The sequence below is a fragment of the Erythrobacter crassostreae genome, from assembly GCF_019204045.1.
GTDB classification, from domain to species: Bacteria; Pseudomonadota; Alphaproteobacteria; order Sphingomonadales; family Sphingomonadaceae; genus Erythrobacter; species Erythrobacter crassostreae.
Genome location: NZ_JAGSPC010000001.1, coordinates 912,221 through 938,337 on the forward strand (window position 1 = coordinate 912,221; position 26,117 = coordinate 938,337).

General features: G+C 56.9%; 34 protein-coding genes. 21 read left to right on the forward strand and 13 right to left on the reverse strand.

The window, feature by feature from the left end; translation table 11 throughout:
• The first annotated feature begins 124 nt into the window (after positions 1-124).
• Positions 125-1,717, forward strand: a complete 1,593-nt coding sequence (gene nadB, locus KCG46_RS04535; protein WP_218404113.1) for an L-aspartate oxidase — start codon at positions 125-127, stop codon at positions 1,715-1,717.
• Positions 1,714-2,463 carry a hypothetical protein gene (locus KCG46_RS04540; protein WP_218404114.1) on the forward strand — a complete coding sequence of 250 codons (750 nt, stop codon included), beginning with the start codon at positions 1,714-1,716 and terminating at the stop codon, positions 2,461-2,463. The genes nadB and KCG46_RS04540 overlap by 4 nt, the downstream gene beginning before the upstream one ends.
• On the opposite strand, the gene KCG46_RS04545 is transcribed toward KCG46_RS04540, so the two are convergent.
• A complete protein-coding gene (locus tag KCG46_RS04545; RefSeq protein ID WP_218404115.1) occupies positions 2,460-2,966 on the reverse strand; it encodes a hypothetical protein in 507 nt (168 codons plus the stop codon). The genes KCG46_RS04540 and KCG46_RS04545 overlap by 4 nt on opposite strands.
• Positions 2,967-3,053: 87 nt before the next feature.
• Between KCG46_RS04545 and KCG46_RS04550 the strand changes: the two genes are divergently transcribed.
• The 6 genes from KCG46_RS04550 to KCG46_RS04575 all read left to right on the forward strand — a co-directional run bounded on the left by KCG46_RS04550 (position 3,054) and on the right by KCG46_RS04575 (position 8,694).
• Complete coding sequence (locus KCG46_RS04550; protein WP_255551763.1) at positions 3,054-3,998, forward strand: TraB/GumN family protein; 945 nt, start codon at positions 3,054-3,056, stop codon at positions 3,996-3,998.
• Between the two features lie 83 nt (positions 3,999-4,081).
• Positions 4,082-4,984, forward strand: a complete 903-nt coding sequence (locus KCG46_RS04555; RefSeq protein ID WP_218404116.1) for an alpha/beta fold hydrolase — start codon at positions 4,082-4,084, stop codon at positions 4,982-4,984.
• Between the two features lie 675 nt (positions 4,985-5,659).
• Positions 5,660-7,639 (forward strand): ribonucleoside-diphosphate reductase subunit alpha, encoded by a 1,980-nt coding sequence (locus KCG46_RS04560; protein WP_439648832.1) that lies wholly within the window; start codon positions 5,660-5,662, stop codon positions 7,637-7,639.
• 109 nt (positions 7,640-7,748) lie between these two features.
• Positions 7,749-8,108, forward strand: a complete 360-nt coding sequence (locus KCG46_RS04565; RefSeq protein WP_218404118.1) for a PilZ domain-containing protein — start codon at positions 7,749-7,751, stop codon at positions 8,106-8,108.
• 122 nt (positions 8,109-8,230) lie between these two features.
• A complete protein-coding gene (locus KCG46_RS04570; protein WP_218404119.1) occupies positions 8,231-8,413 on the forward strand; it encodes a hypothetical protein in 183 nt (60 codons plus the stop codon).
• Complete coding sequence (locus KCG46_RS04575; RefSeq protein WP_218404120.1) at positions 8,410-8,694, forward strand: hypothetical protein; 285 nt, start codon at positions 8,410-8,412, stop codon at positions 8,692-8,694. Before KCG46_RS04570 ends, KCG46_RS04575 begins: the two co-directional genes overlap by 4 nt.
• Here KCG46_RS04575 and KCG46_RS12720 read toward each other — a convergent pair whose 3' ends face one another.
• Positions 8,695-9,993, reverse strand: a complete 1,299-nt coding sequence (locus tag KCG46_RS12720; protein WP_218404121.1) for a GGDEF domain-containing protein — start codon at positions 9,991-9,993, stop codon at positions 8,695-8,697.
• A gap of 278 nt (positions 9,994-10,271) precedes the next feature.
• Here KCG46_RS12720 and KCG46_RS04585 point away from each other — a divergent pair, with 278 nt between their 5' ends.
• Positions 10,272-11,321 (forward strand): ribonucleotide-diphosphate reductase subunit beta, encoded by a 1,050-nt coding sequence (locus KCG46_RS04585; RefSeq protein WP_218404122.1) that lies wholly within the window; start codon positions 10,272-10,274, stop codon positions 11,319-11,321.
• A gap of 305 nt (positions 11,322-11,626) precedes the next feature.
• On the opposite strand, the gene KCG46_RS04590 is transcribed toward KCG46_RS04585, so the two are convergent.
• Positions 11,627-12,262, reverse strand: coding sequence for a thermonuclease family protein (locus KCG46_RS04590; RefSeq protein WP_255551764.1), 636 nt, complete (start codon positions 12,260-12,262; stop codon positions 11,627-11,629).
• 83 nt (positions 12,263-12,345) lie between these two features.
• Between KCG46_RS04590 and KCG46_RS04595 the strand changes: the two genes are divergently transcribed.
• Positions 12,346-12,603, forward strand: a complete 258-nt coding sequence (locus KCG46_RS04595) for an HP1242/YdcH family protein (protein ID WP_218404123.1) — start codon at positions 12,346-12,348, stop codon at positions 12,601-12,603.
• Positions 12,604-12,674: 71 nt separating this feature from the next.
• Positions 12,675-12,977: a hypothetical protein gene (locus KCG46_RS04600; protein WP_218404124.1), complete on the forward strand. Its 303-nt coding sequence runs from the start codon at positions 12,675-12,677 to the stop codon at positions 12,975-12,977.
• A gap of 86 nt (positions 12,978-13,063) precedes the next feature.
• On the opposite strand, the gene KCG46_RS04605 is transcribed toward KCG46_RS04600, so the two are convergent.
• Positions 13,064-13,996 carry a hypothetical protein gene (locus tag KCG46_RS04605; protein WP_218404125.1) on the reverse strand — a complete coding sequence of 311 codons (933 nt, stop codon included), beginning with the start codon at positions 13,994-13,996 and terminating at the stop codon, positions 13,064-13,066.
• A 157-nt stretch (positions 13,997-14,153) separates the two neighbouring features.
• Between KCG46_RS04605 and KCG46_RS04610 the strand changes: the two genes are divergently transcribed.
• Positions 14,154-14,711, forward strand: a complete 558-nt coding sequence (locus KCG46_RS04610) for a DUF4440 domain-containing protein (RefSeq protein ID WP_218404126.1) — start codon at positions 14,154-14,156, stop codon at positions 14,709-14,711.
• 188 nt (positions 14,712-14,899) lie between these two features.
• On the opposite strand, the gene KCG46_RS04615 is transcribed toward KCG46_RS04610, so the two are convergent.
• The gene (locus tag KCG46_RS04615; RefSeq protein WP_218404127.1) at positions 14,900-15,349 is read right to left on the reverse strand and encodes a hypothetical protein; all 450 of its coding nucleotides are present in this window, start codon (positions 15,347-15,349) and stop codon (positions 14,900-14,902) included.
• A 250-nt stretch (positions 15,350-15,599) separates the two neighbouring features.
• On the opposite strand from KCG46_RS04615, the gene KCG46_RS04620 reads away from it, so the two are divergent.
• A complete protein-coding gene (locus tag KCG46_RS04620) occupies positions 15,600-15,821 on the forward strand; it encodes a hypothetical protein (protein WP_218404128.1) in 222 nt (73 codons plus the stop codon).
• 15 nt (positions 15,822-15,836) lie between these two features.
• On the opposite strand, the gene KCG46_RS04625 is transcribed toward KCG46_RS04620, so the two are convergent.
• The 5 genes from KCG46_RS04625 to KCG46_RS04645 all read right to left on the reverse strand — a co-directional run bounded on the left by KCG46_RS04625 (position 15,837) and on the right by KCG46_RS04645 (position 18,226).
• Positions 15,837-16,490 carry a hypothetical protein gene (locus KCG46_RS04625; protein ID WP_218404129.1) on the reverse strand — a complete coding sequence of 218 codons (654 nt, stop codon included), beginning with the start codon at positions 16,488-16,490 and terminating at the stop codon, positions 15,837-15,839.
• Between the two features lie 11 nt (positions 16,491-16,501).
• Positions 16,502-16,855, reverse strand: coding sequence for a DUF4870 family protein (locus tag KCG46_RS04630; protein WP_218404130.1), 354 nt, complete (start codon positions 16,853-16,855; stop codon positions 16,502-16,504).
• Positions 16,856-16,943: 88 nt separating this feature from the next.
• Positions 16,944-17,498 (reverse strand): thermonuclease family protein, encoded by a 555-nt coding sequence (locus tag KCG46_RS04635; RefSeq protein ID WP_218404131.1) that lies wholly within the window; start codon positions 17,496-17,498, stop codon positions 16,944-16,946.
• A 47-nt stretch (positions 17,499-17,545) separates the two neighbouring features.
• Entirely contained in the window at positions 17,546-17,698 is a 153-nt protein-coding gene (locus KCG46_RS04640; protein WP_218404132.1) for a hypothetical protein, read from the reverse strand.
• A gap of 186 nt (positions 17,699-17,884) precedes the next feature.
• Positions 17,885-18,226 (reverse strand): BufA1 family periplasmic bufferin-type metallophore, encoded by a 342-nt coding sequence (locus KCG46_RS04645; protein ID WP_218404133.1) that lies wholly within the window; start codon positions 18,224-18,226, stop codon positions 17,885-17,887.
• A gap of 231 nt (positions 18,227-18,457) precedes the next feature.
• Between KCG46_RS04645 and argB the strand changes: the two genes are divergently transcribed.
• The 8 genes from argB to KCG46_RS04685 all read left to right on the forward strand — a co-directional run bounded on the left by argB (position 18,458) and on the right by KCG46_RS04685 (position 24,350).
• The gene (gene argB / locus KCG46_RS04650) at positions 18,458-19,366 is read left to right on the forward strand and encodes an acetylglutamate kinase (RefSeq protein ID WP_439648809.1); all 909 of its coding nucleotides are present in this window, start codon (positions 18,458-18,460) and stop codon (positions 19,364-19,366) included.
• A gap of 129 nt (positions 19,367-19,495) precedes the next feature.
• Positions 19,496-19,768, forward strand: coding sequence for a YggT family protein (locus KCG46_RS04655; protein WP_218404134.1), 273 nt, complete (start codon positions 19,496-19,498; stop codon positions 19,766-19,768).
• Between the two features lie 29 nt (positions 19,769-19,797).
• Positions 19,798-20,691 (forward strand): bifunctional methylenetetrahydrofolate dehydrogenase/methenyltetrahydrofolate cyclohydrolase FolD, encoded by an 894-nt coding sequence (gene folD, locus KCG46_RS04660; RefSeq protein ID WP_218404135.1) that lies wholly within the window; start codon positions 19,798-19,800, stop codon positions 20,689-20,691.
• Between the two features lie 29 nt (positions 20,692-20,720).
• Entirely contained in the window at positions 20,721-21,338 is a 618-nt protein-coding gene (locus KCG46_RS04665; RefSeq protein ID WP_218404136.1) for a hypothetical protein, read from the forward strand.
• A gap of 45 nt (positions 21,339-21,383) precedes the next feature.
• A complete protein-coding gene (locus KCG46_RS04670; RefSeq protein WP_218404137.1) occupies positions 21,384-22,145 on the forward strand; it encodes a hypothetical protein in 762 nt (253 codons plus the stop codon).
• Positions 22,146-22,200: 55 nt separating this feature from the next.
• Complete coding sequence (locus KCG46_RS04675; protein WP_218404138.1) at positions 22,201-22,827, forward strand: MarC family protein; 627 nt, start codon at positions 22,201-22,203, stop codon at positions 22,825-22,827.
• A gap of 174 nt (positions 22,828-23,001) precedes the next feature.
• Positions 23,002-23,379, forward strand: a complete 378-nt coding sequence (locus KCG46_RS04680; RefSeq protein WP_218404139.1) for a hypothetical protein — start codon at positions 23,002-23,004, stop codon at positions 23,377-23,379.
• Between the two features lie 17 nt (positions 23,380-23,396).
• On the forward strand, positions 23,397-24,350 hold the full coding sequence (locus KCG46_RS04685; protein WP_218404140.1) for a hypothetical protein: 954 nt from the start codon (positions 23,397-23,399) through the stop codon (positions 24,348-24,350).
• An 8-nt stretch (positions 24,351-24,358) separates the two neighbouring features.
• Here the strand turns inward: KCG46_RS04685 and KCG46_RS04690 are convergent, their stop codons facing one another.
• From KCG46_RS04690 to KCG46_RS04700, 3 genes are all read right to left on the reverse strand, one after another.
• Positions 24,359-24,784 (reverse strand): MAPEG family protein, encoded by a 426-nt coding sequence (locus KCG46_RS04690; RefSeq protein WP_218404141.1) that lies wholly within the window; start codon positions 24,782-24,784, stop codon positions 24,359-24,361.
• On the reverse strand, positions 24,784-25,425 hold the full coding sequence (locus KCG46_RS04695) for a TetR/AcrR family transcriptional regulator (RefSeq protein ID WP_218404142.1): 642 nt from the start codon (positions 25,423-25,425) through the stop codon (positions 24,784-24,786). The genes KCG46_RS04690 and KCG46_RS04695 overlap by 1 nt, the downstream gene beginning before the upstream one ends.
• Positions 25,426-25,499: 74 nt before the next feature.
• Positions 25,500-26,111 carry an LON peptidase substrate-binding domain-containing protein gene (locus KCG46_RS04700; RefSeq protein ID WP_218404143.1) on the reverse strand — a complete coding sequence of 204 codons (612 nt, stop codon included), beginning with the start codon at positions 26,109-26,111 and terminating at the stop codon, positions 25,500-25,502.
• Between the last annotated feature and the right edge of the window lie 6 nt (positions 26,112-26,117).

The window sequence follows — 26,117 nt, forward strand, 5'->3', positions numbered from 1 at the left end:
AAAATACCCTAATTGTGCGCTGCAGCAAGCGGGATTTTACAAGTCACTGGTTTTGCTTACTTCGTTGTTGGTCAAAGGTGTGCGCTCTTGCCCTGAAAGCCTTTGCGCGGCATGGCTGCGCTCCATGAACACTGCGACTAAAGACTACGACGTAATTGTGATCGGATCGGGCGCGGCGGGGCTAACTGCGGCGCTGGAATTGGCTGAGACGAAGCGGGTGCTCGTGCTCGCCAAAGGATCGCTTACCGGCGGATCGACCGCTTGGGCGCAAGGCGGCATCGCCGCTGTGCTCGATGCGGGTGATACATTTGACAATCACGTGCGCGATACAATGGTTGCTGGCGCTGGCCTTAATGACATTGAAACAGTCGAATTTGTGATCGAAGGCGCACCCAAAGCGATTGACCGGCTGTGCGAGCTGGGTGTGCCATTCAACCGCGATGAAGACGCGCTGCATCTGACCCGCGAAGGCGGCCATTCGCACCGCCGCATTGTGCATGTGGACGACGCGACCGGCTGGGCTGTGCAATCTGCGCTGCTCAAGGCCGCCGAAGCATCAGCCAATATCACGCTCGCACCGGGCCGCACCTGCATTGATTTCATCACAGACCGTCACGGAGAGAAGTTCTCCGCCGCTGGCCGTGTCTGGGGCGTCTATGCGCTCAACACCGAAAACGGGCGGGTCGAACGATACATGGCCCGCGCCACCATTCTGGCCGCTGGCGGGGCGGGGCGCGTCTATCAATTCAGCACCGCACCGCGCGGCGCGACCGGTGATGGCATTGCGATGGCATGGCGAGCAGGCGCGCGCGTTTCCAACATGGAAATGATGCAGTTCCACCCGACCTGCCTCTACAATCTCGAAGTCAAAAACTTCCTCATCACGGAGGCTGTTCGCGGCGAAGGCGGGCATCTGCTCCACCCGGAAACCGGCCACCGGTTCATGGCGGATTACGATCCTGAGCGGATGGAGCTGGCCCCGCGCGATGTCGTGGCGCGCGCGATCGATGATCAGATCAAACGGTTCGGCCTAGATTACGTCCATCTCGACATCAGTCATAAGCCCGCCGATTTCGTGAAAGAGCATTTCCCGACCATTCACGAGAAACTGAGCGGCCTTGGCATTGATATGACCACCGGCCCGATACCGGTCGTGCCCGCACAACATTACACCTGCGGCGGCGTGGTCGTTGACCTGCAAGCTCGCACTGACCTGCCCGGCCTATGGGCGGCTGGCGAGGTCACCGAAAGCGGCCTGCACGGCGCAAACCGGCTTGCCTCCAACAGCCTGCTGGAATGCTTTGTATTCGGCGAAGCGGCGGCGGAGGATATCCTCGCGCGGTGGGACGAACTGACCGAGCCGCCCGCGATTAAGCCGTGGGATGAAAGCCGCGTGTCGGATTCCGATGAGCAGGTCGTTATCAAACAGAACTGGACCGAAATCCGCCGCTTTATGTGGAACTATGTCGGCATTGTCCGCACCACCAAACGGTTGGAGCGCGCGCAAAACCGCATCGCTTTGCTGAAACAGGAGGTGGAGGAGTATTACGGCAGCTTCCTCGTCACCACCGACCTGATTGAGCTGCGCAATCTGCTGCAATCGGCCGAACTGATTGTGAAAAGCGCGCTGGAGCGGCACGAAAGCCGCGGGCTGCATTACACGCTCGACCATCCAGAGATGGAAGATGAGGCACGTGATACGGTGTTGGTGCCATGATCAAGGTGCGCTCGCTCATCCCGGCGTTCGCTTTGGCCAGCGCAATGATCACCGCCGCCCCCGCGCACGCCACCCCGCCTGACGTTATCGATATTCATGAGTGGCCATTCGGCGTCAGCAACACGCATCTGTTTGTAGTCCGCACGTCGAACGACAATCTGGGCCTGTATGAAAGCCTGCGGGTGGAGACGTTTCTGGTCGCTATCGATTTGAAGAGTGGCGCGGAAAAGATGTGGGTGCTGGACCGGCTGTTGCAGGTTCGCGATTACGCCGATGACGGTGAGCCGCTGGAGTATGTGACGAAGCGGGATGAGGGGCTGGAGCCTATCAATCCCTATGCCGTTTTGACCGAATACGGCGCGGTGCCATGGGACGGTGTCTCGCGTATAGGCAGCACCTGGCTTGAGCCGCAGATTGCGCAGGATGAAGCGTCCATCACCGTCACTTACGGCGAAGATACGACATTCCGTGCCACTGCAGAGGAGCTGGCGAACAAGCTGGAGCGCGTGCATACATTCATGACGGAAAACGTCGCCGATCATCCCCGCATGTCGACCATATCCACACGCGGTATGTTCGCCGACCGGGGCATCCCCGTAACTGCATGTTCACCGCAAGAGGTGCTGGATTTCTGGTCAATGGGCCACGGCCCCGGCAAGCTGGTGAGGGTCGTGTGCACCATGGGCGAAGATGAGGGTGTGACGTCGATGGTTGTCAGGTTGGAGGCAGTTGAGGCTGCGCCTTAATTCAGGTCTAAGCCGCGTTTTTCATCAAAGAGATCAAGCAAATGGTCATGAAGTTTGTTTGCTTCATCCGTCCAACAATCCAATTCAGCATATGAAGTCGCTTTTGTGCCATTGAGCATCAGTTTAAGAAGCGGTGTCCCCCCGTTTGAGACGATCATGTAGCCGCGCTCGCGCCTCGGAATTGCTGCGCATTCTTCTTCTACCAGTCCAGACACTCGTGTTCTGGCGACCATCTCATTGAGTTCATAGAGACTTCTCTCATTGAGTCTTCCAGAGAAGGGTCGCCCGCGTGATCGACCACGAGAGCCCGGTGCATCAGCCGCCCACTTGCCATACTTTATTGAGTATGCGCCTGTGTCGAGGTCGACGCGCAACTGGCTAGGGTCCCCCCATTCAGAGTGGTCGATGGTGGAGATTAGATTTCGCTTATCCGGATCGTTGAAAGTGGCGCATCCCGCCAAGCTCAGACTTGAAACAACGATGCATGCAAGCTTGCTCTTCAAATCATTATCCTCCGCGTGTCATCACTAGTTCATACTGGTGCCAGCACAAACACGCATCTGACATGAGCAAAAAACGGTGACGTTGCTTTGAAAAATCTAGGATGGTCTCTGGGTATTGGCGCCGCGCTCATTCCCCTCGCGGGCACCGCGCTCGCGCAGAATTCGGAAACGCCCCCCACCCAAAACGAAATCGTCGTTGCAGCCCAGCGATCTGGCGTGCCGATGTGGACGATCTATACCGATACCGGAACCGTTATTCTGGTTGGCGAAATTCGCGCTGTGCCGGAAAGCACGGCATGGTTTCCTGACCGTTTGAAGGAGGCCACTGGTGAGGCCGACCGCGTTATCATCCGCTCACGGCCCAAGATTTCTCCGGGTGATGTCTTCCGCCTGATCTTTCGCGGAGGCAGCTTTACCAAACTGCCGGATAAAAGCGTGGCTGCGGATTACCTCGATCTGGATCAACGCGCGCGATTGGCAGCTCTCGAAACCGAATATGACAAGGACTATGATCGCGGCAGCTTCCTGATGACGGCGTTTGATCTGCTCGCGCGCAGGCTCGATTTTGATGATGAAACGCTGGATGATGACGCGACCGATATTGTGCGTAAGGCGGCGAAGAAAGCCGATGTGCCGATTGAACGGCCAGTGCGTTTTCGCGGCGAAGACCTGCTCGACAATCTCGCCGAGGCTCCGCCCACCTCGCACATTCCCTGCCTCGAAGCAGCGATGACCGCGACGGAAATAGGCCCTGACATTATCGAGAAGCGCGGCGATGACTGGCGCAAGTTCAATATTCCCGCCGTGATGGATAACCCGCTTGAGGTCGCTCTGGGCACTTGTTGGCCATGGGCCGATCCTGAGCTGGGCGAGGATATCCGAGCGACATGGGTCGAGATGATCGAAGGCGCTGCTGCCTCTGATGGCACTACCGTCGCGGTCGTCCCGTTGCGGGTGCTGGCGGAGACCGATGGCGTGCTCGACAGTCTGGAAACGCGCGGCTTTGAAATTGGCGGTCCGCTCTGGCGATAGCGCGCATAGCTTGCAGCCTGCGCGGCAATGCGGCAGACCCGTCTTCAAACAAAACGTATCCAGACAAAGAGGCCGCCTGAACCATGCCGACAATCACCACGCCTAACACGGCAATCGAGCTGTTCTACGAAGATCATGGCAATCCAGATCACGAGCCGATCCTGCTCGTGATGGGGCTGGGCGCGCAGATGGTGCTGTGGCCCGACGAATTTGTCGAGGCTCTGGTGGGTGAGGGATACCGCGTGATCCGGTTCGACAATCGCGACATCGGGCTCAGTCAGAAGATGGAGGGCGCAAAGGCTCCCGGTCTAAAAATGCAGGTTCTGCGCAAGATGATCGGTTTTCCTGCGCGCGTGCCATACACACTGGAGGATATGGCCGCCGATGCTGCCGGATTGCTGGACGCGCTGAAGATTGACCGTGCGCATGTTGTCGGCGCATCCATGGGCGGGATGATCGTCCAGCTGATGGGTATCAACCATTCGGACAAGCTGCTCTCGCTCACATCGATCATGTCGACCACTGGCAATCCCAAAGTTCCGCAGGCTGACAAACAGGCGATGGAAGCGCTGATCGCGCCGCTTACTTCGATGGAAGAACAGGACCTGCTCGCGCACGGCATCAATGTGCAGCAAAGCATTGGCAGCCCGGGCTACCCCGCGGATCCGCAGCGCCGCGAGGAAAAGGTTCTGAAGGCGATCCGCCGCAGCGTCTACCCTCCCGGTCTTCCGCGTCAGCTCGCTGCGATTATCGACGATGGTGACCGGCGCGAGCGGCTCAGAAATGTGACCACGCCCACTCTGGTGCTGCACGGTGAGGCTGATCCGCTGGTGAAACTGGAAGGCGGACAGGACACCGCCGCGCATATTCCAGGCGCGAAGCTGGTGACCATTCCGGGCTGGGGCCACGACATCCCTGTCGAGCTGATTGGCCGCGTGACGCAGGAAATTGTCGATCATGTGGGAAGCGTAAAAGCACCCGCCTGACGCAGCGTTCCGCAACGTCGAGCGAATCACTTGCGTAAAATTTGAAACCGTCAGGCCAAGCGATTCAATCGCTCCGAAATTGGCGCGCTTGTAATTTTGCGACACGAATTTGCTGCTGCCGAGGGGCCGCTTTGGATTCGATTATTGCGCACCCGGATTCGAATGATTCACAAGCCCGCTTGGCACCTTTTGCACGCCAAAATTTTTTCGCAGATTCCTTTTTGGGGTTGCGCGTCTGACAAGCCCAGCATTTCTGCCGCGTCGCGGCGTTGCAGCCATGTAATACACCGGCCTATTTGGGTCTCTGTTTACGTTAATTCGCATTTACCCTCTTGCGCGAAACGAGCACCTGATTCACTATCTAGTGGTTGTTCGGGGCTGCTTACCCACAAGACCTAGTGATCGCAGCGCATCGACCCCATATATGGAAAATGGGGTGTTTGCGCAGGGGATCGGAGTCTTTGTTGCAGGTGAGCAGGTTCGATTGGGACGATCAAAGGGATAACCCACGGGATAGCCTGTGGGTTTTCTGTTGATTGAGCGGTAGAGAACAGAATCGGAACATACGCATTTCTTCGCTAGAAGGTAGCGTGCTCCGATTCGAGCGAGATAAACGGGGCTGTAATGGAATTTAAAGCGAGCGATAGCGTGCCAAACGAAAACGCAGGCGACGTAATGACTGAAACCGACACCGGCGCGGCGAGCAGCACCGATACCGAGGCAAAAGCAGTGGCCATGAAGAGCAAAGACAAGGGCAGCGAAGAGCTGGTCGCCGCGAAAGCGGGCGAAGCGCTGGCTGGCGCCATTGGCGAAGCTGCAAAAGCTGCTGCTGAACCGGACAGCAAAAAGGTCAATGATCGCCGTTTTGACGTCGTTACCGACGACACGCGCGATTCATTGCTGACGGAATTCGGCAAAGAAACGCTGATCGATCGCTACCTGCTTCCGGGTGAAAGCTTTCAAGATCTGTTTGCACGTGTGGCCGATGCCTATGCCGATGATCAGGATCACGCCCAGCGCCTTTATGATTACATTTCGCGTCTGTGGTTCATGCCTGCGACGCCTGTTCTGTCGAATGGCGGCACATCGCGCGGTCTGCCGATCAGCTGCTATCTCAACTCGGTATCTGACAGCCTCGATGGGATCGTGAACACTTGGAACGAGAATGTCTGGCTCGCCTCAAAAGGCGGCGGCATTGGCACCTATTGGGGCAGCGTTCGCGGAATTGGCGAGCCGGTTGGCCTCAACGGCAAGACCAGCGGCATCATTCCGTTCGTGCGTGTGATGGACAGTTTGACGCTGGCAATTTCGCAAGGGTCGCTGCGCCGCGGTTCGGCTGCTTGCTATCTCGACGTGAGCCACCCTGAAATCGAGGAATTCCTCGAAATCCGCAAACCGTCGGGCGATTTCAACCGTAAGGCGTTAAACCTGCACCATGGCGTGCTGCTAACCGATAAATTCATGGAAGCAGTGCGTGAAGGCGCCGATTTCGACCTGATCTCACCCAAGACAGGCGAAGTCCGCAGCACCGTGAATGCGCGTTCGCTGTTCCAGAAACTGGTTGAGACACGCCTCGCCACAGGTGAGCCCTACATCGTGTTTAACGATACGGTGAACCGCATGATGCCAAAGCATCACCGCGATCTGGGCCTGAAAGTTTCGACATCGAACCTGTGCAGCGAAATCACTCTGCCAACCGGTATCGACCACCTTGGCAATGACCGTACAGCGGTTTGCTGCCTGTCTTCGCTCAACCTTGAAAAATGGGATGAGTGGAACGGCGAGAAAGACTTCATCGAAGACGTGATGCGTATGCTCGACAATGTCCTGCAGGATTATATCGACCGCGCACCGGACGAGATGGCGCGCGCCAAATATTCCGCCGAGCGAGAGCGTTCGGTTGGTCTCGGCGTGATGGGCTTCCACTCCTTCCTTCAGCAAAAAGGCCTCGGCTTTGAAAGCGCGATGGCGAAGGCGCTGAACCTGAAAATGTTCAAGCATATTCAGGCGAAGGCATCGGAAGCATCCATGCTGCTCGCTCAGGAACGCGGACCGTGTCCTGATGCGGCGGAAATGGGCGCGATGGAGCGTTTCAGCTGCAAAATGGCAATCGCGCCGACCGCGTCGATCTCGATCATTTGCGGCGGAACATCGGCCTGCATCGAGCCGATCCCTGCGAACATCTACACGCACAAAACCCTGTCGGGCAGCTTCATCGTGAAGAACCCGTATTTGGAAAAAATCCTCGACAAGAAATCGAAGAACTCGACCAATGTCTGGAACTCCATCCTTGAAAAAGGCGGCTCGGTTCAGCACCTCGATTTCCTTTCCGAGGAGGAAAAGACGAGTTTCAAAACCAGCTTTGAAATTGACCAGCGCTGGCTGCTTGATTTCGCAGCCGACCGCGCGCCGTACATCGATCAGGCCCAGTCGCTGAACCTGTTTATTCCGGCGGATGTCGACAAGTGGGATCTGATGATGCTGCACTTCCAGGCTTGGGAAAAAGGCATCAAATCGCTGTATTATCTCCGCTCGAAATCGATCCAGCGCGCAGGCTTTGCCGGCGGCGTCGAAGCGGACAACACCGCCGATGCGCAGAAGTTTGAACTGGCCGCAGAGCAAACCGATTACGAGGAATGCCTCAGCTGCCAGTAACGTTCTGATTTAGAAGATTGATCCCCGCGAGGCCCAGCGCCTCGCGGGGATTTTCTTTTTGCCAGCCTTTACACACTGTTAAGCAAGTTCGGGTTATGCCGCAGGCGTTATGCAAACACGCAAGACCTCGCGTAAAACCGTTTCCCTGCCGGGCCGATACTTTACCGGCCTCGGGAACCCGGTCGATGTGACGCTGATTGATCTTTCAACCGGTGGTTGCCGGTTCGCGCCTGGTCCCGGTAAATTCACACCAGGCACGCAATTGCAGGTCTTCGTTGGCAGTTCCGGCCCGCACCGCGCCATGATCAAATGGAGCGACGGCGGAGAAATCGGCGTGACTTTCACGGTGCCACTTAACAGCAATCTGGTCGATCAAAGTCAGGACGGCCATGTGCCCGACCTTTCAAAAAGCATGGCGCCCGGCGACTTTGAACCCATGGACGGTTCGCGGCCCAGCCGATTCTGCTGAACCGGTTCAGCGTGCTTGCACGCGGCCGCCTCGCCCGCGGCTGAAATTTATGTCATAACAATTCCCGGACTATTTCTGCGCGCGGATGAATTGCCGTGCAGGATGCTGGGAGGTCAGAACATATGACACCAACACTCTGGATCGCCATCATTGGCACAATTGCCGCCTTGGCATTCGCGGCGAACGGCTATCGCGCGATCCGTGCGGGCCCCGGCCATTCGGCGAATGCCGGACGGCTCCACATCACCATCGTGATCGCCTTTCTACCATTGCTGTGGCTCACCATTGCGTTGATACAGCTATGAAGGTCCGGATTTTCGCCGCCGCCTGTTTGGCTTTATTGCTTTCAGCCTGCGCCAGTCAGATCGATGCGACCGTTTCTGCGGAGGCCAGTGCGCCCGGCTTCTGGTGGGGCCTGTGGCACGGGTTCATTTTCCCATGGAGCTGGATCGGATCGCTCTTCAATCCGGAAATAGCTGTCTACGCCGTGCCAAATTCAGGAGGCTGGTATGATTTCGGCTTCTTTGTCGGGATCACTGTGCTGGGCGGCGGCAGCTTTTTCGGATCAAAGAAAAGCAGCGATTAATCAGTTTGCCGGGTTGGCGGGATCGGCCCTGCGGACCACCTCAACCCGGTTCCGGCCTGATTCCTTTGCGCTGTAAAGCGCGACATCTGCCATCTCGATCAATTCTTCGCGGATCGCTTCGCATTCGTCCGGTTCGATCGGGCGGGCGAGTGTTTCGCCAATCCCTATGCCCAAGGATGCGGTGACCAGAGAACGACCGACGCCGCCATTTTCGCCGCCGATAGGGACCAACAGCGAAGCCACCTTTTTGCGGATTTCTTCGGCGACTTCGCTCGCTTGATCAGTTGACGTTTCGCGTAATGCGGCAATGAATTCTTCGCCCCCATAACGCGCGACGAATCCGCCGGTTTGCTCCATGATTTCCTGCAAGGCATTGGCCACCATCGTCAGGCACGTATCGCCGGCGAGGTGTCCGTGGGTGTCATTGAAGTGTTTGAAATGATCGATATCGACCATGATCAATGCTGCGCGGCCTTCGGCTGCCGGAGTAAGGCTGGCGGACGGCAGGATCTTTTCGGCAAAAGCCCGCGCAAAACCGCGGCGGTTAAGGGCGCCGGTCAGAGGGTCCTGCTCCGACAGATCACGCAGTTTGAGATTGGCATCGCGCAATTCGACGGCCGAAATCTGGGTTCTTAGATTGAGTAGGAAGTTGCGGCGGCGCAATTGCTCAATCCGGCCTGCGAGCGGCAAGGTTCCCCCAGCGACAACGCAGAGGAGGAACACATAATCCGCGCGAACCGCAATCGTGCCCTCCGGCCCGAGGGCAAGCACAGCCAAAGCGGTGGCGATAAAGGCGAGATCGAACGCGAGCAGCCAGCGCATTGAAATCGGCAAGACCGTATTCGCCAGCCCGATGATCAATGTCGTCGCGGTCAGATAACTGGCGGCAAAATGCGGCGGCAGGTGGAAGGTCAGATGAACGACCAGGCCGGCAAATGCAGTCGGCGCGGCGATGATGCACAGCGCCAGAATGCGCGTCCATCCTTTCTGCGCGGCGATCATGCCCAGCAAAGTGATTGGACAAACTGCCAGAATCCGCAGAATCGCGCCTTCCTTCACCATCGCCGGATTGATCAGAGCGTCGAGCCCGATTGTGACGAGACAGGAAAGGAGCCCGAGCATGAACAGAAAGTGGTGTTCACGGTAGAGGCGGGCTTCCACTTCTTCCTTGTACAGTTCTCGCACTCGCTCTGGCCAACTGCCTTCGGGAGCATTCAAACTGTCAATTGCATCGAGCTCGGATGTGTTGATCCCTTCCGGCGCGCTCTCTTGCTGAGAGAAAACCGGAATTTCGGCCACCACCCTGGCCGGTATGAAGGAGCCTTCAACACCCATGTATGCCGCAATAGGCCGGTTTGTTTAATGGCCCGTTAGCCTAAATGCGAAGTTTGCCCGGCCAGCATGAAGCGGGGTCGCAAACCCTTGGATTCATGAGGCGTTTGCAACAGCCGATCCGGCGCGCACCATTCGACTCAGAAAAAGCACGGTTTATCCCCGACCTTGAGTCCCTTCTTGCCTTCGATTCGTTGCTCTGTTTCCCTATATGGGTAGCTGAACACAAACCAAGGATGCACAACATGTCGTTGCTCGAAGCCCGCTCTACCTACAAGCCGTTCGAATATCCGTGGGCTTACGACTTCTGGAAACGCCAGCAACAGATCCACTGGATGCCCGAAGAAGTGCCCTTGGGCGAAGACTGCCGCGATTGGGCGCAAAACATCACCGAGCATGAGCGCAACCTGCTTACGCAAATCTTCCGCTTCTTCACGCAAGCCGATGTCGAAGTGCAAAATTGCTACCACGAACAATATGGCCGCGTGTTCAAGCCGACCGAAGTGAAAATGATGCTCGCCGCGTTTTCCAATATGGAAACCGTGCACATCGCGGCGTATTCGCACCTGCTCGATACGATCGGCATGCCGGAAAGCGAATACAGCGCGTTCCTCGAATATGAGGAAATGGCCGACAAGCACAGCTACATGCACGAATTCAGCGTCGATACCGACGAAGATATCGCGCGCACACTCGCCATGTTCGGCGGCTTTACCGAAGGGCTTCAGCTGTTCGCATCCTTTGCCATGCTGATGAACTTCCCGCGCTTTAACAAGATGAAAGGCATGGGCCAGATCGTCAGCTGGTCGGTCCGTGATGAAAGCCTCCACTGCGAAGGCATCATCAAGATGTTCCACACCTTCTGCGAAGAGCGGGACTGTCTGACCAAGTCGGTGAAGGAAGACATCATCGACATCTGCCAGAAAACCGTCCGCCTCGAAGACGCCTTTATCGACCTCGCTTTCGAAATGGGTCCGGTGAACGGCATGACGGCGAAAGAGATCAAGAAATACATCCGCTACATCGCCGATTGGCGTTTGAAGCAGTTGGGCCTGCAAGAGATCTATATGGTCGAAGAGCACCCGCTGCCATGGCTCACCCCGCTGCTTAACGGTGTGGAGCACGCCAACTTCTTCGAAACCCGCGCGACGGAATATTCGAAGGGCGCGACGACCGGCGATTGGGGCACAGTCTGGAACAGCTTCGACAAGCGCCAGAACGCCAAAGCCGCGAACGAAGAAGTCGCAGCGGATGAAGGTCCGGATATGTTTGGCGAGGTCGAAGCGGCGGAGTAAAGCTTGAAGCGAGAGTCCCTAGAAGAGCCTATTTTGCGGGCCTTGTCATCATTTGGTGGCAAGGCCCGGATTGCAGACGTCTGCAAGTTTGTTTGGGATAATTACGAGCCTGACATCCGTCGATCAGGAAAGTACTTCTACACATGGCAATATGAATTACGCTGGGCCAGCGATGAGCTTGTCAAACGTAAGAAGATACAAAAGGGACCACCAAGAGGGACTTGGATGTTACTTTAGTGAAGAGAAAAATCGGCATGAAGGAAGTGCGAGGATCGGCGCTAATTCGTAGCAGTTCTTGTCATTCTCTAGCACCAAACATTCCCACGCCCACCGCGTCGCTCGGCTAAGCCTTCGCCCACCAACATATCACCCAAATTCGCACCACCGCGTGAAACCACCAGCAGTGCACGGCCATAGCGGTCGTGCTCGCGGCCTTCAGGGTTGGCTTCCAAGCTAAACGCGCCTTCATTCAGCAAGTCTTGCAATCGCTCCGTCGCGAGCGCGCCGAGCCTTGCTTCATTGGCGCAGCCGGGATTGCTCACCTCGGGCGTGTCGAAACCGACCAGTCTGATCTTCTCGCCGCGATACCAGATCGTGTCGCCATCCACGACGCAGGTGACGCGCTGCGGCCCTGAGCAAATCGGGAAATACGCCTCTTCGCGATCAATCACCTGAGCAAAGCCAATTGCCGCCTCTGCCTCAGCAGGGGAGCTATCGGTCGCGGGGAAAAACAGCACCGCCGAAAACGCCGCCAGCGGTAGCGCCACCAGCGCAATCGGAAACCACCGCACGCTGCGTTTCGCTGGCATATTCTTTGGTACGCGTGGCCGGCGCGGCTGGCGTGCCTGCCGCCTGCCTCTCGCCGAATAGGCGCTCGCTTTCGTCCAGCGGTTTGATCGGATCACTTTGCCCATGCGCGCCAGCGTCGCAGGCAATTCCAAAGATCACACTAATTGACCCATATCAAAGACTCCCGCCAAGCCGCCGCCCATACCCTCCTCACACACCAAGAGGAGAACCCCACATGTCGGCACACACACCCAACGAACTCACCGAAATTTTCAAGCGGGATCGCGATCTGCTGACGCGGCTTAAGCGCGATATGGCGCATTATGCGAAGCTTGCGGATGAGTATCACGCGATTAACCGCGAGGTTCACCGGATCGAGGCAGAGGTAGACGCCGCCAGCGACAGCCGCACCGAAGAGTTGAAGCGATCACGCCTCGCGCTGCTCGATGAAATTACCGCCATCGTGACCCGCGAACGGGCGTCTGCTGAATAGGCATACGGGCACCCTTTCGGAACCTCATCGCCGCTCGCTTCGTTGGAAAGACACACAATAGGAGCAACGATATGAACACCCGCACCCTTTTCGACCGTCTGCCGCTTGTTGCCGTGCTTGGCGCTGGGCTTACCCTTGCCGCTTGCGGCGCGCCGGAAAGCGACGGCCCTGCAGACACCGCGGGCGAAAGCATCGAAGGCGTTGCTGAGGGTGATGCACTCACCGGTGCCGAGATCGAAGAGGCCGTCCCAGGTGTCGAAGACGCAAACCCAGAAGGCGAAACGGGCAACACCGCCAATCTGGGCGATCCGGCGAATGTCGAATATAGCGATGATCCCAACAGCGACCGCGAAGCAAAAACAGCCGCTGACTGACGAGCTGTACCACTGCACAAAACGAACGGTGGGCGCCCTTCCGGATCGCCCACCGTCTTCGCATCCCTAAATCGAGACTGTTCGCGTTAGGTCAGTCCCGCAATGATCGACGCCACTGTCGCCTTTTCCTGCTCGATCAACCGGTCAATCGCCGCGTCGAATTTCTTGAGCGCGGCATCGCGTTTGCCGATCAGGTCAGTCAGCTGTTTCGTTGCCGCCTTTTTCGCATCGTCTGCCCCCGCATCGGAAAGCTTCGTCAGGGCACCCCGCATCAGGGCAAGGCCCGGCTCGAACATCGCCGATGTTTCATCCCGCTTCATCTGGATCTGTGTCCGCAAACACGAAAACATCAAATAGCTGGCATCCACCACCTTCTCGCGCGCGCCGCCCATGATCTCGCCGCGGGCCGCGGAAAGCTCACTTTGCATGCTTTCGCTTTCTGCCTTGGCGCGGTCCTCCATCTCTGCCGCTTCGGCGGAGATACTTTTCAGGGTAAACTGCGGTACATCGAATTTCAGCTCGGTCGTCTGCATCTTGATTTCCGGCACATCGAGTTTGATCGAAGTGGTCCCCATTTTAACTTCGGGGATGCCCATCACGATCTCGTTTTTGCGCATGTAAGGCTCCGGCACATGCATGTAGATCGGCTTCCACTTGATCGTCCAACCGTGGACCTCCGGCTTCTCACCCACTTTCCGTTTGACCATCCGCATGGCCGGCACGTGGAACACGATCCGTTTGTCCTTCATAGTGACCTGCGGCAGGTCGAATTTCCACTCCTGCAATTTCATGGTCACCTGAGGAAGGTCAAGCTTGACCGCGATGGTCTTCATTTCGACCTCGAAATCGAGTGAGATTGCTGCATCCAGACCCGTCGCATCGGGCGCGTCGTCCTCGATATCGTCAAAGCGGGTTTTGTATTTTGCGGTGATTGCTTTCATCCGCTCGGAAAGATCGCCCCCCACTTCTTTAACCAGCGCTTGCAGATTTTCGCGCTCAACTTGGCATGCGTTGCTCATTCAATTGTCTCCAGTTCAACAAGAGCGCTTCACGTTTGATCGCTCGTGTAAGGAGAGTATCCGCGCTGCAGGCTGGCGCGCGTGATGGCCGTCACGGCCACTTGATCGGGCGGCATTCCTGTGTATTATCCATGCAATACACCCAAGGGGATAATCCATGCTTTCCGCTCTCGCACTTGCCCTCGCTCAAGCCGCCGCGCCCACGCCAATTCCTGCTATCGAGGAGGCCCGCACTAGCGTGATCGCCAATGACAGCGCGTTGTTCTGGGCTGCATTCGAAGGCTGCGCGCCGGATAAGTTGAAGCCGCTGCTGACCGAGGATTTCCGCATGCTGCACGATCTGGGCGGAGAGGTCGCCGGTGACCGCGCGGCTTTCATCGGCATGTTGTCAGAGCAGTGCGCCGACCGCGAACCGGGCGGGAAGAATGAAGGATACAAGAACCGCCGCCTCTCCGTCCCCGCCAGCCGTGAGGTAACTCCGCTCGGCAAGTGGGGCGTGCTGGAGCGCGGGATGCACACTTTCCACGAACTGCGCCAGCGGCCAGCGGGCACATACGGCGCGGATGACCCCGGCGGCCCGACATGGGTGCAGGTGGGCGGTGCGCGTTATATCCACACGTGGAAATGGATGGCGGAAGAGGGGCGTTTCCGCCTGCAACAAAGCCTCAGCATCGATCACGGATCGGCGGAGGAATATCCGCCCAAGAGCGGCTGAATTTTCCTACATGCGCGGCCGGTGGTAGCGGGAAAGGGATGACTTCACGCACCGAAAACCTGCCCTATGTTGGCAAAGTGTCACCCAGGTCCAACATGGGTAGAACGCTGAAATTACTGCGAAACGCCTTGTAGGGAACACATGACACATCGCTGATCTGTCATGTGTTCCCTACAGCGCTTGCCCGCTTAGAACAGCCAGCTTTTCGGATTGGGCATCGGTTCTGATTTTAGCGCTTTCACCAATGAAAGGACACAGCGCACACCCAAACCGACCGTGACAAGCAGGAACAGCGCAGCAACGCCCATCATCGCAACGCCAACCACGGTGTCGGAAACCGAATCCCAAGCCTGATTGTTGGCATACATGCTCACGATAAAAGCGATCGCCACGATGAACGCGCTAATGATCAAGGCAAAGCCAAGCCAGAATGTTCGGATCAGATAGGTGAAATGCGAAACCTCCCAAGCTTCGGTATCATCGGACCGGCGCCATATATAAGCGAGCACCATTGCGACTAGGCACGTCGCCGGGATTAGAACGCTCGCGAGCAACAATATGCTCACAATCGCGGGACGAGAAAAGCTTTGGACCGGTCGAGGCCGGTGTTGCTGTTGATCAGAGTCATGCGTGGTCATGCGGTTTCTCTTTAAGCTGTCGGTTAGGGCAAAGTAAGCGATGGTATGGAGCAAGGCAAAGATACGGCGGACATTCGCGTTAACCCAATCGTCACCATCGCCTGCCGCAGTAAGCCTTGGATTGCGAAAAATACGTCATCTGGAAAGTTGAAAAACCGCGTAAAATCCCCGTTTTTCGCCGGCTTCCTAAGGTTTTCTTCACCTCGAACTCTTATTACCAATATCAGTTAATTCACACGAAGGGTATCGCATGAAGATCGTACAGGGCCTGGCCGGACTCACATTGGGAATGGTAGGCGGATTGCTGGTAATCTTCTTCGTGCTTGGCGGATTGCCAGTTACGGAAGCAGTTCAGGCCGAAGCACCCGTGGCGCAAGCGCCCATCGAGCATCCTCAGACCGAAGGCACCGGTGTTCAAGACGCCGAAACGCAAGAGGGCGGACCGCTGGTTCGCGTATCGCTCAAGGGCTAAGCTGTCAGCGCCAGCCTATTCCCAACCCCATGCGGGAGGAGGGGCTTCGACTGGTGCGGTAAGATCAAACTCAACTCTGAAAAAGCGATCCTCCGGCGCACCGCCATCGATAGTGCGTTTCAACTGGTAGGCGAACACACCGGCTTCCGCCTCCGCATCGTCAACCTCGACGGTCCACACATTAGTGACTGAGGCGCTGAGCCCTTCGCGCTCGAACAAGGCGATGCTCTCGGCATCCACAGGGAAGTCCTGCGAGCCCGCCGATCCGTCCGCATCGGTATCACCGCCATACATGGTGACCGCATCACTCTCGCCATCCTTGTGACGGTGATCGTGTTTGAGCCTGAGACCATCCGACGTTCGCGTGACGAGCCAAGTTCGCGAACGGTCCCATTTACCGTCAATCGCGACGTGGAATGGGACGGCAATCTGTTCGTCCGAGCACTCGCGAACATGCATAATCATGTCCGCTGCCGCGAAATCGGCATCGACTTCATCCTCGCTTACCAAACCGCCTGAAAACGCTTTGCCACAATGGCTCGACAGCGCGGCCCAGAATTCATCCTGTGCGCTAAGGTTCGCTCCGGCGGCGCCTTCATAACGGGGCGTAGCGGAGCAGCCGGTTAGGATTGCCGCTACGATAAGGGCTGGTGCAAAACGGTGGAACATTCCTGCGACGCTCAAAAGAGCATCGTTTCAGGTTCAGGCATTGGTTCGCGTCTTTGCGCCTTAACCAGGCTCATCACGCTGCGAACGCCGACCCAGATCGCGATGATCGGGAAAAGCAGGAAGCCAATCAGAACAAACATCAAGACAGACGCGATAATGCTGGCGATAAAACCAAACCAGAATGTCCGGATCAGATAGGTGAAATGCGAGGCAGCCCAGCTTTCCTCATTATCGCTTTGCCAAACATGAGCGAGGACGATCCCGACAAGCCCAGAAAATCCGGTCACGAAGCTGCCCAGATAGAGCAGGCTGATGATGGTCGGTTGATTAAAATCGAAACCGCTATTTGTATTTTGTTCAGTCATGTTGGATCCCCTTTTGCCATTGGCATGCGCAGGCCAGTTTATGCGAGAGTTGCGGGAGAGCAAGCCCCGCCTGTGAATTGAGCTGTGCTTATGTGCACCAGTCAGTTCGGATCGCACCCCATCCGCTTTCGGATGCGAGACTGCGGCTTAGCATATGCTGGGCAAGATAATCCCGACCGCCGCTTTCCAAAGGCCGACTGATTTCGCGCAGCTCGCGGCCATATTGATCGCGTGGAGGCTCATCCTCGCCGCTCCATTCAAATGGGCCGATAGCCAGCCAGGTGTGCAGCTCGACTTTCGCCCGCCGCGCCCGTTCGATCTCAGCCGGGCACGCTCCGTCCAGCTCGGGCGCATCAAACCCGGTTATCCGGATCCGGCGCCGCTTGGGTCCGCTGCCAATAATCAGGGTATCGCCATCAACCACGCACCCTTGCGCGCCTGACCACGGTTGGCCGCACTGAGCAAACCGATACGTAACCTGCTGCCATCCCTGCTCGGCGACATACGGGCGATACAGGAACCACCATCCTGCGCTGACAACGGCGAGCAAAATCGGCACGCGCCAAAGCGTCCACCAGCTGGCAATGCCTGCAGAACGACGGGTCTTGCGAAATTTCGGCTTACGGGGAGCGCGCTTGAACATCGGACTGTCAATCTAACATGAGAGCAGGCAATTCCAAGCGAGCGCAGTCAGTCGCGTGTTTCTTTGCGCCTGTCGGTTCCGTTCCTGCGGTCTCCTTTGCGGCGATCTTCGCCTTCAAAGGGCAGCTGCTGCTTGCGCCGGTCCACGCCGCGGCGGTCCCCGCCAGAATTGTCCGCCTTCTCGTTTGGATCTCTATCCATTGTCCTCAACTCCCATTTGATTGATGCGAGCTTGCGATCTCTGGCGGACCGCTTTGGGGCTTGCTTTGCGCCTCGTGGACTGAGGGATAACACGTAAATACAACAGCATGCAAAAAGGGCCGCCCGGATTGCTCCGCGCGGCCCATTTCCTTGCGCAACTGCTGTCACGCTGTTTTGTCGGACGGCTTACGCTTCGACTGGCTCGAGCGTGCCTTTGCCATTTGGCGTTTCAATTTCGAGGCAGGTGCCTGCATCGACGTAAGTCCATGCATTGCCCTGGTAGTCGACCACGCTGGTACCGGCACAGCTGGTGCCAGGACCGGCGGCGCAATCATTTTCGCCAGCTTTGGAAACGCCGTAGCACTTCTCTTTATCGCCAGCGTCATCAGCAGCAGCGATTTCTTGTACGTCGCCGCCTTCGGTTGCGCCCTCTGCTTCAGTCGGTGCATCAGCGCCGCCTGAACATGCCGCGGCGAGGCCGGCTGCTGCTGCGAGTGCGATCGAGCCTTTAAAACGAGTGGTGTTCATGGTGTTCCTCCAATCCAAGTTTCCGTGATGAGGCCGTTCGCCCCTTCATCGAACGATTCGTAGTGAAACAACATTTGGTTACGGTGCCAAGCACTAAATTTGCAGAACGTGCGGATAAGGCGCCGACCTGCTTTGAATTTTGCAGAGTGTTTTGCAGAGTTCTGGCAAAGCGGCTAAGCGCCTCGCTGCGAACTAATCACCACCGCCAGCGATGACATAAGGACGGGCGCGATGACAGATATTGCCGACACAATGGCTGATGCAGCGGGCCTATCCAAGGTCGAAGTGCTGATTGAGGCGTTGCCCTATTTTCAGCGCTATGCCGGACGCACTTTTGTTGTGAAATATGGCGGCCATGCCATGGGCAACAAACAGGCCGCGCGTGATTTTGCCGAAGATATTGTTCTGCTGAAAGCGGTCGGGATCAATCCGGTCGTGGTCCATGGGGGCGGGCCGCAGATCGGTGACATGCTGTCGCGTCTTGGCGTCGAAAGCACGTTTGTCGACGGCTTGCGTGTTACTGATGAAGCCACAGCGAAGGTGGCCGAGATGGTGCTTTCGGGCGGGATCAACAAAGAACTGGTCGGTTGGCTTTCCAATGCCGGTGGCAAGGCGCTGGGCCTGTCTGGCAAGGATGGCGGGCTGGTCACGGCGCGCAAGGTGGAGCGCACGGCGCGCGATCCGGAAAGCTTGATCGAGAGCGTCGTCGACCTCGGGTTTGTTGGTGAGCCTGCGCATGTCGACACCAGCGTAATTGACACAGCCGTCGCCGCTGGAATGATCCCGGTGATAGCCCCGATTGCGGGCGGAGAGGACGGCGCAACTTACAACATCAATGCAGACACAATGGCCGGTGCAGTCGCGGCGGCGCTGGGTGCAGCGCGGCTGTTCCTGCTTACCGACGTTGCGGGCGTGCTCGATGGCAATGGCAATTTGCTGTCAGACTTGAACCCGCGAGATATTGCCAAATTGCGCGAAGAAGGTGTGATTAAGGGCGGCATGGTGCCCAAACTGGAAACGTGTGTCTCGGCGGTTGAGTCCGGGTGTGAAGCCGCAGTTGTTTTAGACGGACGCATTCCGCATGCGATGTTGCTCGAATTCTTCACAGCTCGCGGTGCGGGCACACTGGTGCGGGCATAGAGGCGGCACTATATCGGATTTCGCAAAAAGGGTAGCGTTAGGCGTATTAGTCGGGTAACACGCCAATAACGGGACCACATACGCGCGCAATACGGGTCGTGCGCCGAAAAAAAGGCAGTTTGAAACACCATGGATCTTCTCGTCGACGTCGTCGGAATTCTTACCCAAGCATTCGTGATGCTGATTATCATTCAGTTTGTGATCGGCCTACTGTTTGCGTTCAATGTCGTGAACCCATCGAACCAGTTTCTGATGCAGGTTTACCAATCGATCAATTCTCTGCTTGAACCGATCCTGCGTCCGATCCGCAACATCATGCCCAACACCGGCGCGATTGATTTCTCTCCGCTTGTTCTGATTATCGGCCTTCAGATTTTGATGGCGGTTCTCCGAAGCGTTTAACTGCCAATCGACAGGAAACTGATCCAGATATGACCGCCACACGGATTGACGGAAAAGCTTTTGCCGCGCGCCTGCGGGAGCGGGTCGGGGATTATGCCGCGACTTTTGCGGAGGCCGCTGGTCGTAAGGCGGGCCTCGCTGTTGTGCTGGTGGGCGAAGACGCCGCCAGTCAGGTCTATGTCGGTGCCAAGGGGAAAGCGACGCTGGCTGCCAACATGGCAAGCTTTGAGCATCGCCTGCCGATGGACACGACATCAGAAGATCTGATGGCGCTGGTTGAAAAACTCAACAATGATGACAGCGTGGATGGCATTCTTGTGCAATTGCCGTTGCCAGACCATCTCGATGAACAAAGTATCATTGCCGCGATTAGCCCTGACAAGGACGTGGACGGTTTCCATGTCATCAATGCGGGCCGGTTGAGCGTGGGGCAAACAGGCTTCGTGCCGTGCACACCGCTGGGCTGTATGATGCTTTTGACGGACCGCCTCGGGGACCTATCCGGTCTCGAAGCGGTAGTGATTGGACGTTCGAACATTGTTGGCAAGCCGATGGCGCAACTGCTGCTGGATGCCAATGCGACCGTCACCATCGCGCATAGCCGGACCAAAGACCTCGCCTCGGTCGTGCGCCGCGCAGATATTGTGGTGGCCGCCGTTGGCCGCCCGCAAATGATCGGCAAGGACTGGCTGAAAGACGGTGCGACCGTGATTGATGTGGGCATTAACCGCCTACCGCCGGAACCGGGCAAGGAAAAGGGCAAGCTGGTCGGCGACGTCGCATTCGACGAAGCGAGCGAAGTCGCCGGCGCGATTACCCCTGTGCCGGGCGGTGTAGGACCGATGACAATTGCAGTTCTGCTGCGCAACACATTGGTCGCTGCTCATCGCAATGCCGGTCTTGAGGCTCCCGCAGACTTGTGAGGGTTGTCGCGGGCCTTGCGCTAACCGCAATGCTGTCGGCTTGCGCCGCGCCAAACAGCGTCAATTCGATCCGCCCGGGCATGCCCGTCCTCGCTGCCGATCTTGCACAAAACCGACTGGCACAGGATTCAGACGTTATTGCAGCGCTGGGCCAAACTGCAGCCCCTGAGGCTATTCTTTTTGCGCCGGGACCGGTCGATGCAAAATCATGGCTGAGTGGTCAAGAGCCATTTCCCGATACCGCATGGCAGGGGCATCTGGTCGCTGTTTCGTGTGATGGATTGATGGGCGCGGTGACAGGTGCGATCACGTGGGAGGACTATCCCGGCTACTACACGACAATCTGGCGGTATGATGCTGACGCAGAGGGTTCTTATGGCCAATGGCGTTGGACGCTGTCGCATGGAGACGGTCTCGACGAGCCTCGCCCAGCACCGCAAATCCCCCTCAATCTGGTGGCCTCTTGCGAAAACCTGCCAGCAGTCGCCGAACTGACAGAGCAATTTGGGCAATCACCCGACGGATCGCTGCGCTATCGCTGGAATTATAGCGCAGAAGCGGGCCGCATGCTGACAGTCGAGATATGGGACGGTGCCGCGTTTAAGACCGTGATCGAAGATACGGTTCCCACTGGTCAGGCTGAGTAAATCAGGCACCGCGCAATTGCGGGTCGACTTAAAATCGGAGAATTCATGCAGACCGCAAAGCTTGTCTTGTTCGCCGCCGCTCTCGCAATGACCGTCACAGCCTGCGGAACCCCGCAAAGAGGCCCATCGCAAAAAGTGATAGCCCGCGCGCTTCAAAGCGCACCTGGTGCCGCCCAGCCGAGCACAATCGTGAAGACCGAGATCGCTTATGCCCGCGCGGCGAAGGAAAGCGGCCAGCACACAGCCGCGTTGGAATACGCGGCCAATGGCGCGCGGTTGCATAGACGCAACGGTCTGGTCGGGGCGCTCAACATGTTCGGTCAGGGGAAAGATCCAGAAGCTGCCGCCGATTGGGCTCCGCGCACTGTCGTGATGAGCTGTGACGGTGAAGTCGCGCTCAGCCTCGGCCGATTTGTGGACCAGGAGGGTTTCGTCGGAAATTACGTTACCACGTGGGTGCGCCAGCCGGGTAACAGCTACAAATGGATCTATGATGTGGCAGGGCGCGACAACCCGCAGCCACCGCCCCGCGCCGAGTTTGAAGATGGCGATATCGTTGTCACTGCGATTGACGCTGTTCAGGGCTTGGTAGCGACATGCCCACGCGGCGGTGAGCAGGTGCCACCGCCTCCTCCGTTGCTGCTATCGGCAGACATACCGGGAGATGCGACACTTTCGCGGGATGGCACTTTGCGCTGGCGTTGGGAGCACGGCTCCGACGGTACAAAATACATCGCTGCCGATTATTACTATAACGGTGAATGGGTTACAGCGATTGATGAAGGGTTCGTATCTCCTGCCGAATAGTGTTCTTGGCAAAGGGCGACTATCCTGACAGAAAATTTCTGCTAGAGGCCGCCTCATGGTCTTCACCGAGCTTTTCATTTCTGCCTTCATCACGCTGTTCGTCGTGATCGACCCCCCTGGTTGCGCGCCAATTTATGCTGGCCTGACAAAGGGGGCCAGCAATGCGCAAGCGCGCAATATGGCGCTTCGTGCCACCGCTATCGCAGCGGTAATCCTTACTATTTTTGCGTTCTTCGGCGAAGACCTGCTCAACGCACTGCATATCCAGCTCGACAGCTTTCGTATCGCTGGCGGTTTGATGTTGTTCTTTATCGCGTTCGAGATGGTGTTCGAAAAACGCACCCAGCGCCGCGAAGAACGGGCCGAGAAAGTAACCGCTGCCGAAGTGGAAGATGTTTCCGTCTTCCCGATGGCGATGCCGATGCTGGCGGGGCCAGGCGCAATTGCGGCGATCATGCTCTTGATGAACGAAGCCGACGGTTTCGAGCAAACAGCAGAGGTGTTTCTTGCCCTTGGCCTAGTCCTGCTCCTGACCGCAGCAGCGCTGGTCGCAGCCGGACCGCTGATCCGATTGCTTGGTGATAAAGTCGAGGCGGTTATTACTCGACTTCTTGGCGTATTGTTATCTGCACTTGCGGCACAATACGTGATCGACGGATTGCGCGGCAGCTTTATCACGTAAAACTACCGAACGTCTTTGTAGTTCGAGAGAGTTATCTCTTGCATTGATCAGTTTATTGCATAAAACTCACCTTATAAGGGTCGCACAGTACTTCATTTTTCGGAGTTCAGTGTGAGGGACGACAAACCAGAAGCTATCATAAGGGCTGCGATTAAAGAATTGCAGGCCTCGGGCATGGATACCCGTTCTCTTGTCGAGCGGCTTCAGAGCCCCGATATTGCAAACATTGTCGTTGGGCCATGGCCGCCCAGCGGATTGCAGCCGGAAAAGATGGATGGTCTGATCCAGACGAGAGCGCTCATTTTGGAGACTCTCGATCTGATGCTCGCAAAGAGCCTGCAGCCTGCCAAAATTGATCCTTTGAGCGAGAAGGCGGCAGAAGCGTCCGAAGCGTTGAATAAAATCGGCGTGGGCTTTGGCTCGGGAAAGCTTACCGAAACTGTCCACCGATCTATCGTGGGCAAATGGCCGCCTGATGGTGCCTCAATTGATCGCCCAGATTTCGAAGGCATAAAGAAGAGCGACATCACCGGAAAATGGCCTCCCAAATAACGCGCTAAAGGAGGGTGATGATGCCGGGCAATGATACCAAGACAAAAGAGCAGCCGGTTGCTGACGAGGTAAAACCGGATGCGCCAGCAGGTGCAAAGGTAGGGGCGTATGGAGTTGCCCCGGCCGATGCCGACGGAGAGCCGATATACGCCGGAGGCAAGGACGGAAAACCTTTGGATGGCCTTGACAAAAGGGTGTTGAAGTTTGTCGAACCATCCGACCGGAGAGCGGTGAACATCTACTTTGGCCTGCCTGAAAGAGATGAGCCGCCTCCGGCCGATCAATCCGCACTGCACGAGGCGATCGCAGAAGTTCTCACGACGATCAGAAGGCTCTACATCAGCTCGAATGGCGAAATCGCCGCGCCATTCAGACTTCTCTACCTTCGGTTGTACCGGCTCGCTCAAGTCGGTTTGACCGGCAAAGCTCAGCCCGAAGTGGCTAAAGCAGCGCTTGAACGAGTAATCGATGATCTCATCAACTCTGAAGGACCTAAGAAAAAGAATCTGTATCTCAAGCGGCTCTCAGGCGCTGCCGGTCGGCTGATCCTGTTCTTCGTAGCCCTGTATATTTTCATGCGATATGCGGATGGCGATTTCTGGGGCAAAATTGATGTAAGTACGGCAGCGGCGTCTTCGTTTATGGTCCTCTGGATCGGCACAAGTATCGGTGTCTGTCTCTCCTACGCAATCCGCAAAGCTGAATTGAAACTGCGCGACCTTACAGTCGCCGAAGATGATTTTCTGGAGCCGACAGCACGTCTTATCTTCGCGGGTGCGTTGGCCAGCGTTCTGGGGCTTCTATTGAACCTTGGCTTTGTCGAGATAAAGATCGGTGACGTAGCGCTGACGGACTTTGCGAAAAGCCCTCCCCTAGCACTTCTTATGGGTGTGGTTCTGGGGCTTAACGAACTGCTGTTGCCACAGTCGATTTCTAAGCGGACTGCGGATATCTGGGACAAGATTAAGTAAGCTAGAGATCAAGTGATCGTGCTGACAATACCGTAGGTTGAGCCAAGCGCGACCAGCAATGTGCCCATCGCTCCCATGGCGCGCATGCCGGCAAAGGCTTTGCGCGTTCCGGTAAGGTCATCGCCGTGCGAACCGGCGAGTGATGCAAATCCAAGTGCGTGAAGCGAGCGCGCAACGGCAAAGCCGATGCACAAGACCAGTACAAAGGTCGTTTGCCCGACAATAATTTCAAACAGAGCAATTACCACAAGAAACAGGCCGGAATTCTCGGCCAGATTGCCGTGTCGCCTTACTTTGCGTTCAAGATCGCGATCTCCGCCATCGCCAAGAAATTGCCCTTTTGACCGGTGAAGACCGACGCTGAGCATCAAGACCACCTGTAGAACAATCAGGAACGCGCCAAGCGCAGCAGCATAAAGAGGAAGGTTGGTCACTATACGCGCTCCTGTTGAATGATCTGAGTGTCCGCAAAGCCGAGAAGCGCAAGCGAAGCGTTTCCGGCGTCTAGGATCCGGGACGGTGCGCCCGCAAGACGGGCAGAGGCGAATGCTCCATGCAGCAACTGGGTTAGAGTGCGGCCCAGCATTTCGGGGCTCTGATTCAGTCCGTTGTTATCAACTGCGTCGCGAGCGATGATCGTCAGATAGTTTTCCACCTGATCGAAGATATGCTGCGCTTCTTTGCGAATTTCAGGCATGTCCTGCCCCAACTCAAGAGCGAGTCCGACAATCGGGCAGCCGTATATATCGCCGCTCTCCTCAAGCATCGTCTCGTGAGCGCCGTACACAAAGCGGAAAATTGCGGCGAGCCGATCCTGAGGGCTGGAATAGATGTCAAAGCTGGATGCGAAGACCGTCTCGATGGTCACGGCCCCGTTAAAGCGGACCACCGCGAGGGCAAGGTCGCCCTTATCGGCAAAGTAGCGATAGATTGTGGCCTTGTTCACCTGCGCTGCATCGGCAACCAGATCGACTGAAACACCGTGAAAGCTGCGCCGCCAGAACAGATTTGCCGCCGTCGCTACGATGTGCGCGCGGGTCCGTTCGCCTTTGGTTGGGAGTGCTGCGAAATCCATATATAACCGTTTAGTTATATATGAGGGCGGCTCATAGGGCTCTTATGCGATGAAATGTCGCAATCCCATCGCTGTTATTGGAGGGTCATGATCTCTTCGCCGCCGTCGCTGCGGCCAAAGAACTGCATCAGTTGGACGAGCAATTCGCAGCGCGCCGAAAGGTTTCCTGCCTCTAGCAAAGCCTGTTTTGATGCCGGATCGAACGGCGCGATCTGCGACACGCCGTTGATCAGCGATTGATCATCCAGCCTTTCAACCGAATCCCAATCAACCGAATATCCTTGCCGCTCGGCGAACTTGCGGGCCTCGCTTTCGAAGCCACCGCGCTGGGCGTAGCTAAGGGTTTCATCCTCGTCGTCCTCGATCACTTCGCCTTCAACCTGGCGGAATGCAGTCACGACGTCGATCTCCCGGATCAATTTGAAACGGCTTTGACCTTCAAGGATCAAATTGTAGCGTCCGTCCTCCATCGCCTCGATTTCGCCAATGCGCCCGATCGTACCAATCGAGAATAGCGGCGCTCCGTCAACCGGCTGTTGCGGTTGGATCATGGCGATTTGGCGGTCCCTCACCAGCGAATCTCCTACGAGCGAACGATAGCGCGGTTCAAAGATGTGCAGCGGGAGCTGTAGACCGGGAAACAGGACCGCACCGGGAAGGGGAAAGATGGAGAGGCGTTGGGACAAGATCGC

Coding starts and splice junctions, on each gene's coding strand:
- KCG46_RS04565 (WP_218404118.1), top strand. CDS start 7,749: ATGCAAACACGCAAGACCTCGCGTAAAACCGTTTCCCTGCCGGGCCGA.
- nadB (WP_218404113.1), top strand. CDS start 125: ATGAACACTGCGACTAAAGACTACGACGTAATTGTGATCGGATCGGGC.
- KCG46_RS04640 (WP_218404132.1), bottom strand. CDS start 17,698: ATGGATAGAGATCCAAACGAGAAGGCGGACAATTCTGGCGGGGACCGC.
- KCG46_RS04585 (WP_218404122.1), top strand. CDS start 10,272: ATGTCGTTGCTCGAAGCCCGCTCTACCTACAAGCCGTTCGAATATCCG.
- KCG46_RS04665 (WP_218404136.1), top strand. CDS start 20,721: ATGCTGTCGGCTTGCGCCGCGCCAAACAGCGTCAATTCGATCCGCCCG.
- KCG46_RS04655 (WP_218404134.1), top strand. CDS start 19,496: ATGGATCTTCTCGTCGACGTCGTCGGAATTCTTACCCAAGCATTCGTG.
- KCG46_RS04680 (WP_218404139.1), top strand. CDS start 23,002: ATGGATACCCGTTCTCTTGTCGAGCGGCTTCAGAGCCCCGATATTGCA.
- argB (WP_439648809.1), top strand. CDS start 18,458: ATGACAGATATTGCCGACACAATGGCTGATGCAGCGGGCCTATCCAAG.
- KCG46_RS04605 (WP_218404125.1), bottom strand. CDS start 13,996: ATGAGCAACGCATGCCAAGTTGAGCGCGAAAATCTGCAAGCGCTGGTT.
- KCG46_RS04645 (WP_218404133.1), bottom strand. CDS start 18,226: ATGAACACCACTCGTTTTAAAGGCTCGATCGCACTCGCAGCAGCAGCC.
- folD (WP_218404135.1), top strand. CDS start 19,798: ATGACCGCCACACGGATTGACGGAAAAGCTTTTGCCGCGCGCCTGCGG.
- KCG46_RS04620 (WP_218404128.1), top strand. CDS start 15,600: ATGAAGATCGTACAGGGCCTGGCCGGACTCACATTGGGAATGGTAGGC.
- KCG46_RS04570 (WP_218404119.1), top strand. CDS start 8,231: ATGACACCAACACTCTGGATCGCCATCATTGGCACAATTGCCGCCTTG.
- KCG46_RS04540 (WP_218404114.1), top strand. CDS start 1,714: ATGATCAAGGTGCGCTCGCTCATCCCGGCGTTCGCTTTGGCCAGCGCA.
- KCG46_RS04635 (WP_218404131.1), bottom strand. CDS start 17,498: ATGTTCAAGCGCGCTCCCCGTAAGCCGAAATTTCGCAAGACCCGTCGT.
- KCG46_RS04675 (WP_218404138.1), top strand. CDS start 22,201: ATGGTCTTCACCGAGCTTTTCATTTCTGCCTTCATCACGCTGTTCGTC.
- KCG46_RS04575 (WP_218404120.1), top strand. CDS start 8,410: ATGAAGGTCCGGATTTTCGCCGCCGCCTGTTTGGCTTTATTGCTTTCA.
- KCG46_RS04595 (WP_218404123.1), top strand. CDS start 12,346: ATGTCGGCACACACACCCAACGAACTCACCGAAATTTTCAAGCGGGAT.
- KCG46_RS04555 (WP_218404116.1), top strand. CDS start 4,082: ATGCCGACAATCACCACGCCTAACACGGCAATCGAGCTGTTCTACGAA.
- KCG46_RS04685 (WP_218404140.1), top strand. CDS start 23,397: ATGATGCCGGGCAATGATACCAAGACAAAAGAGCAGCCGGTTGCTGAC.
- KCG46_RS04615 (WP_218404127.1), bottom strand. CDS start 15,349: ATGACCACGCATGACTCTGATCAACAGCAACACCGGCCTCGACCGGTC.
- KCG46_RS04560 (WP_439648832.1), top strand. CDS start 5,660: ATGACTGAAACCGACACCGGCGCGGCGAGCAGCACCGATACCGAGGCA.
- KCG46_RS04610 (WP_218404126.1), top strand. CDS start 14,154: ATGCTTTCCGCTCTCGCACTTGCCCTCGCTCAAGCCGCCGCGCCCACG.
- KCG46_RS04695 (WP_218404142.1), bottom strand. CDS start 25,425: ATGGATTTCGCAGCACTCCCAACCAAAGGCGAACGGACCCGCGCGCAC.
- KCG46_RS04630 (WP_218404130.1), bottom strand. CDS start 16,855: ATGACTGAACAAAATACAAATAGCGGTTTCGATTTTAATCAACCGACC.
- KCG46_RS04600 (WP_218404124.1), top strand. CDS start 12,675: ATGAACACCCGCACCCTTTTCGACCGTCTGCCGCTTGTTGCCGTGCTT.
- KCG46_RS04670 (WP_218404137.1), top strand. CDS start 21,384: ATGCAGACCGCAAAGCTTGTCTTGTTCGCCGCCGCTCTCGCAATGACC.
- KCG46_RS04625 (WP_218404129.1), bottom strand. CDS start 16,490: ATGTTCCACCGTTTTGCACCAGCCCTTATCGTAGCGGCAATCCTAACC.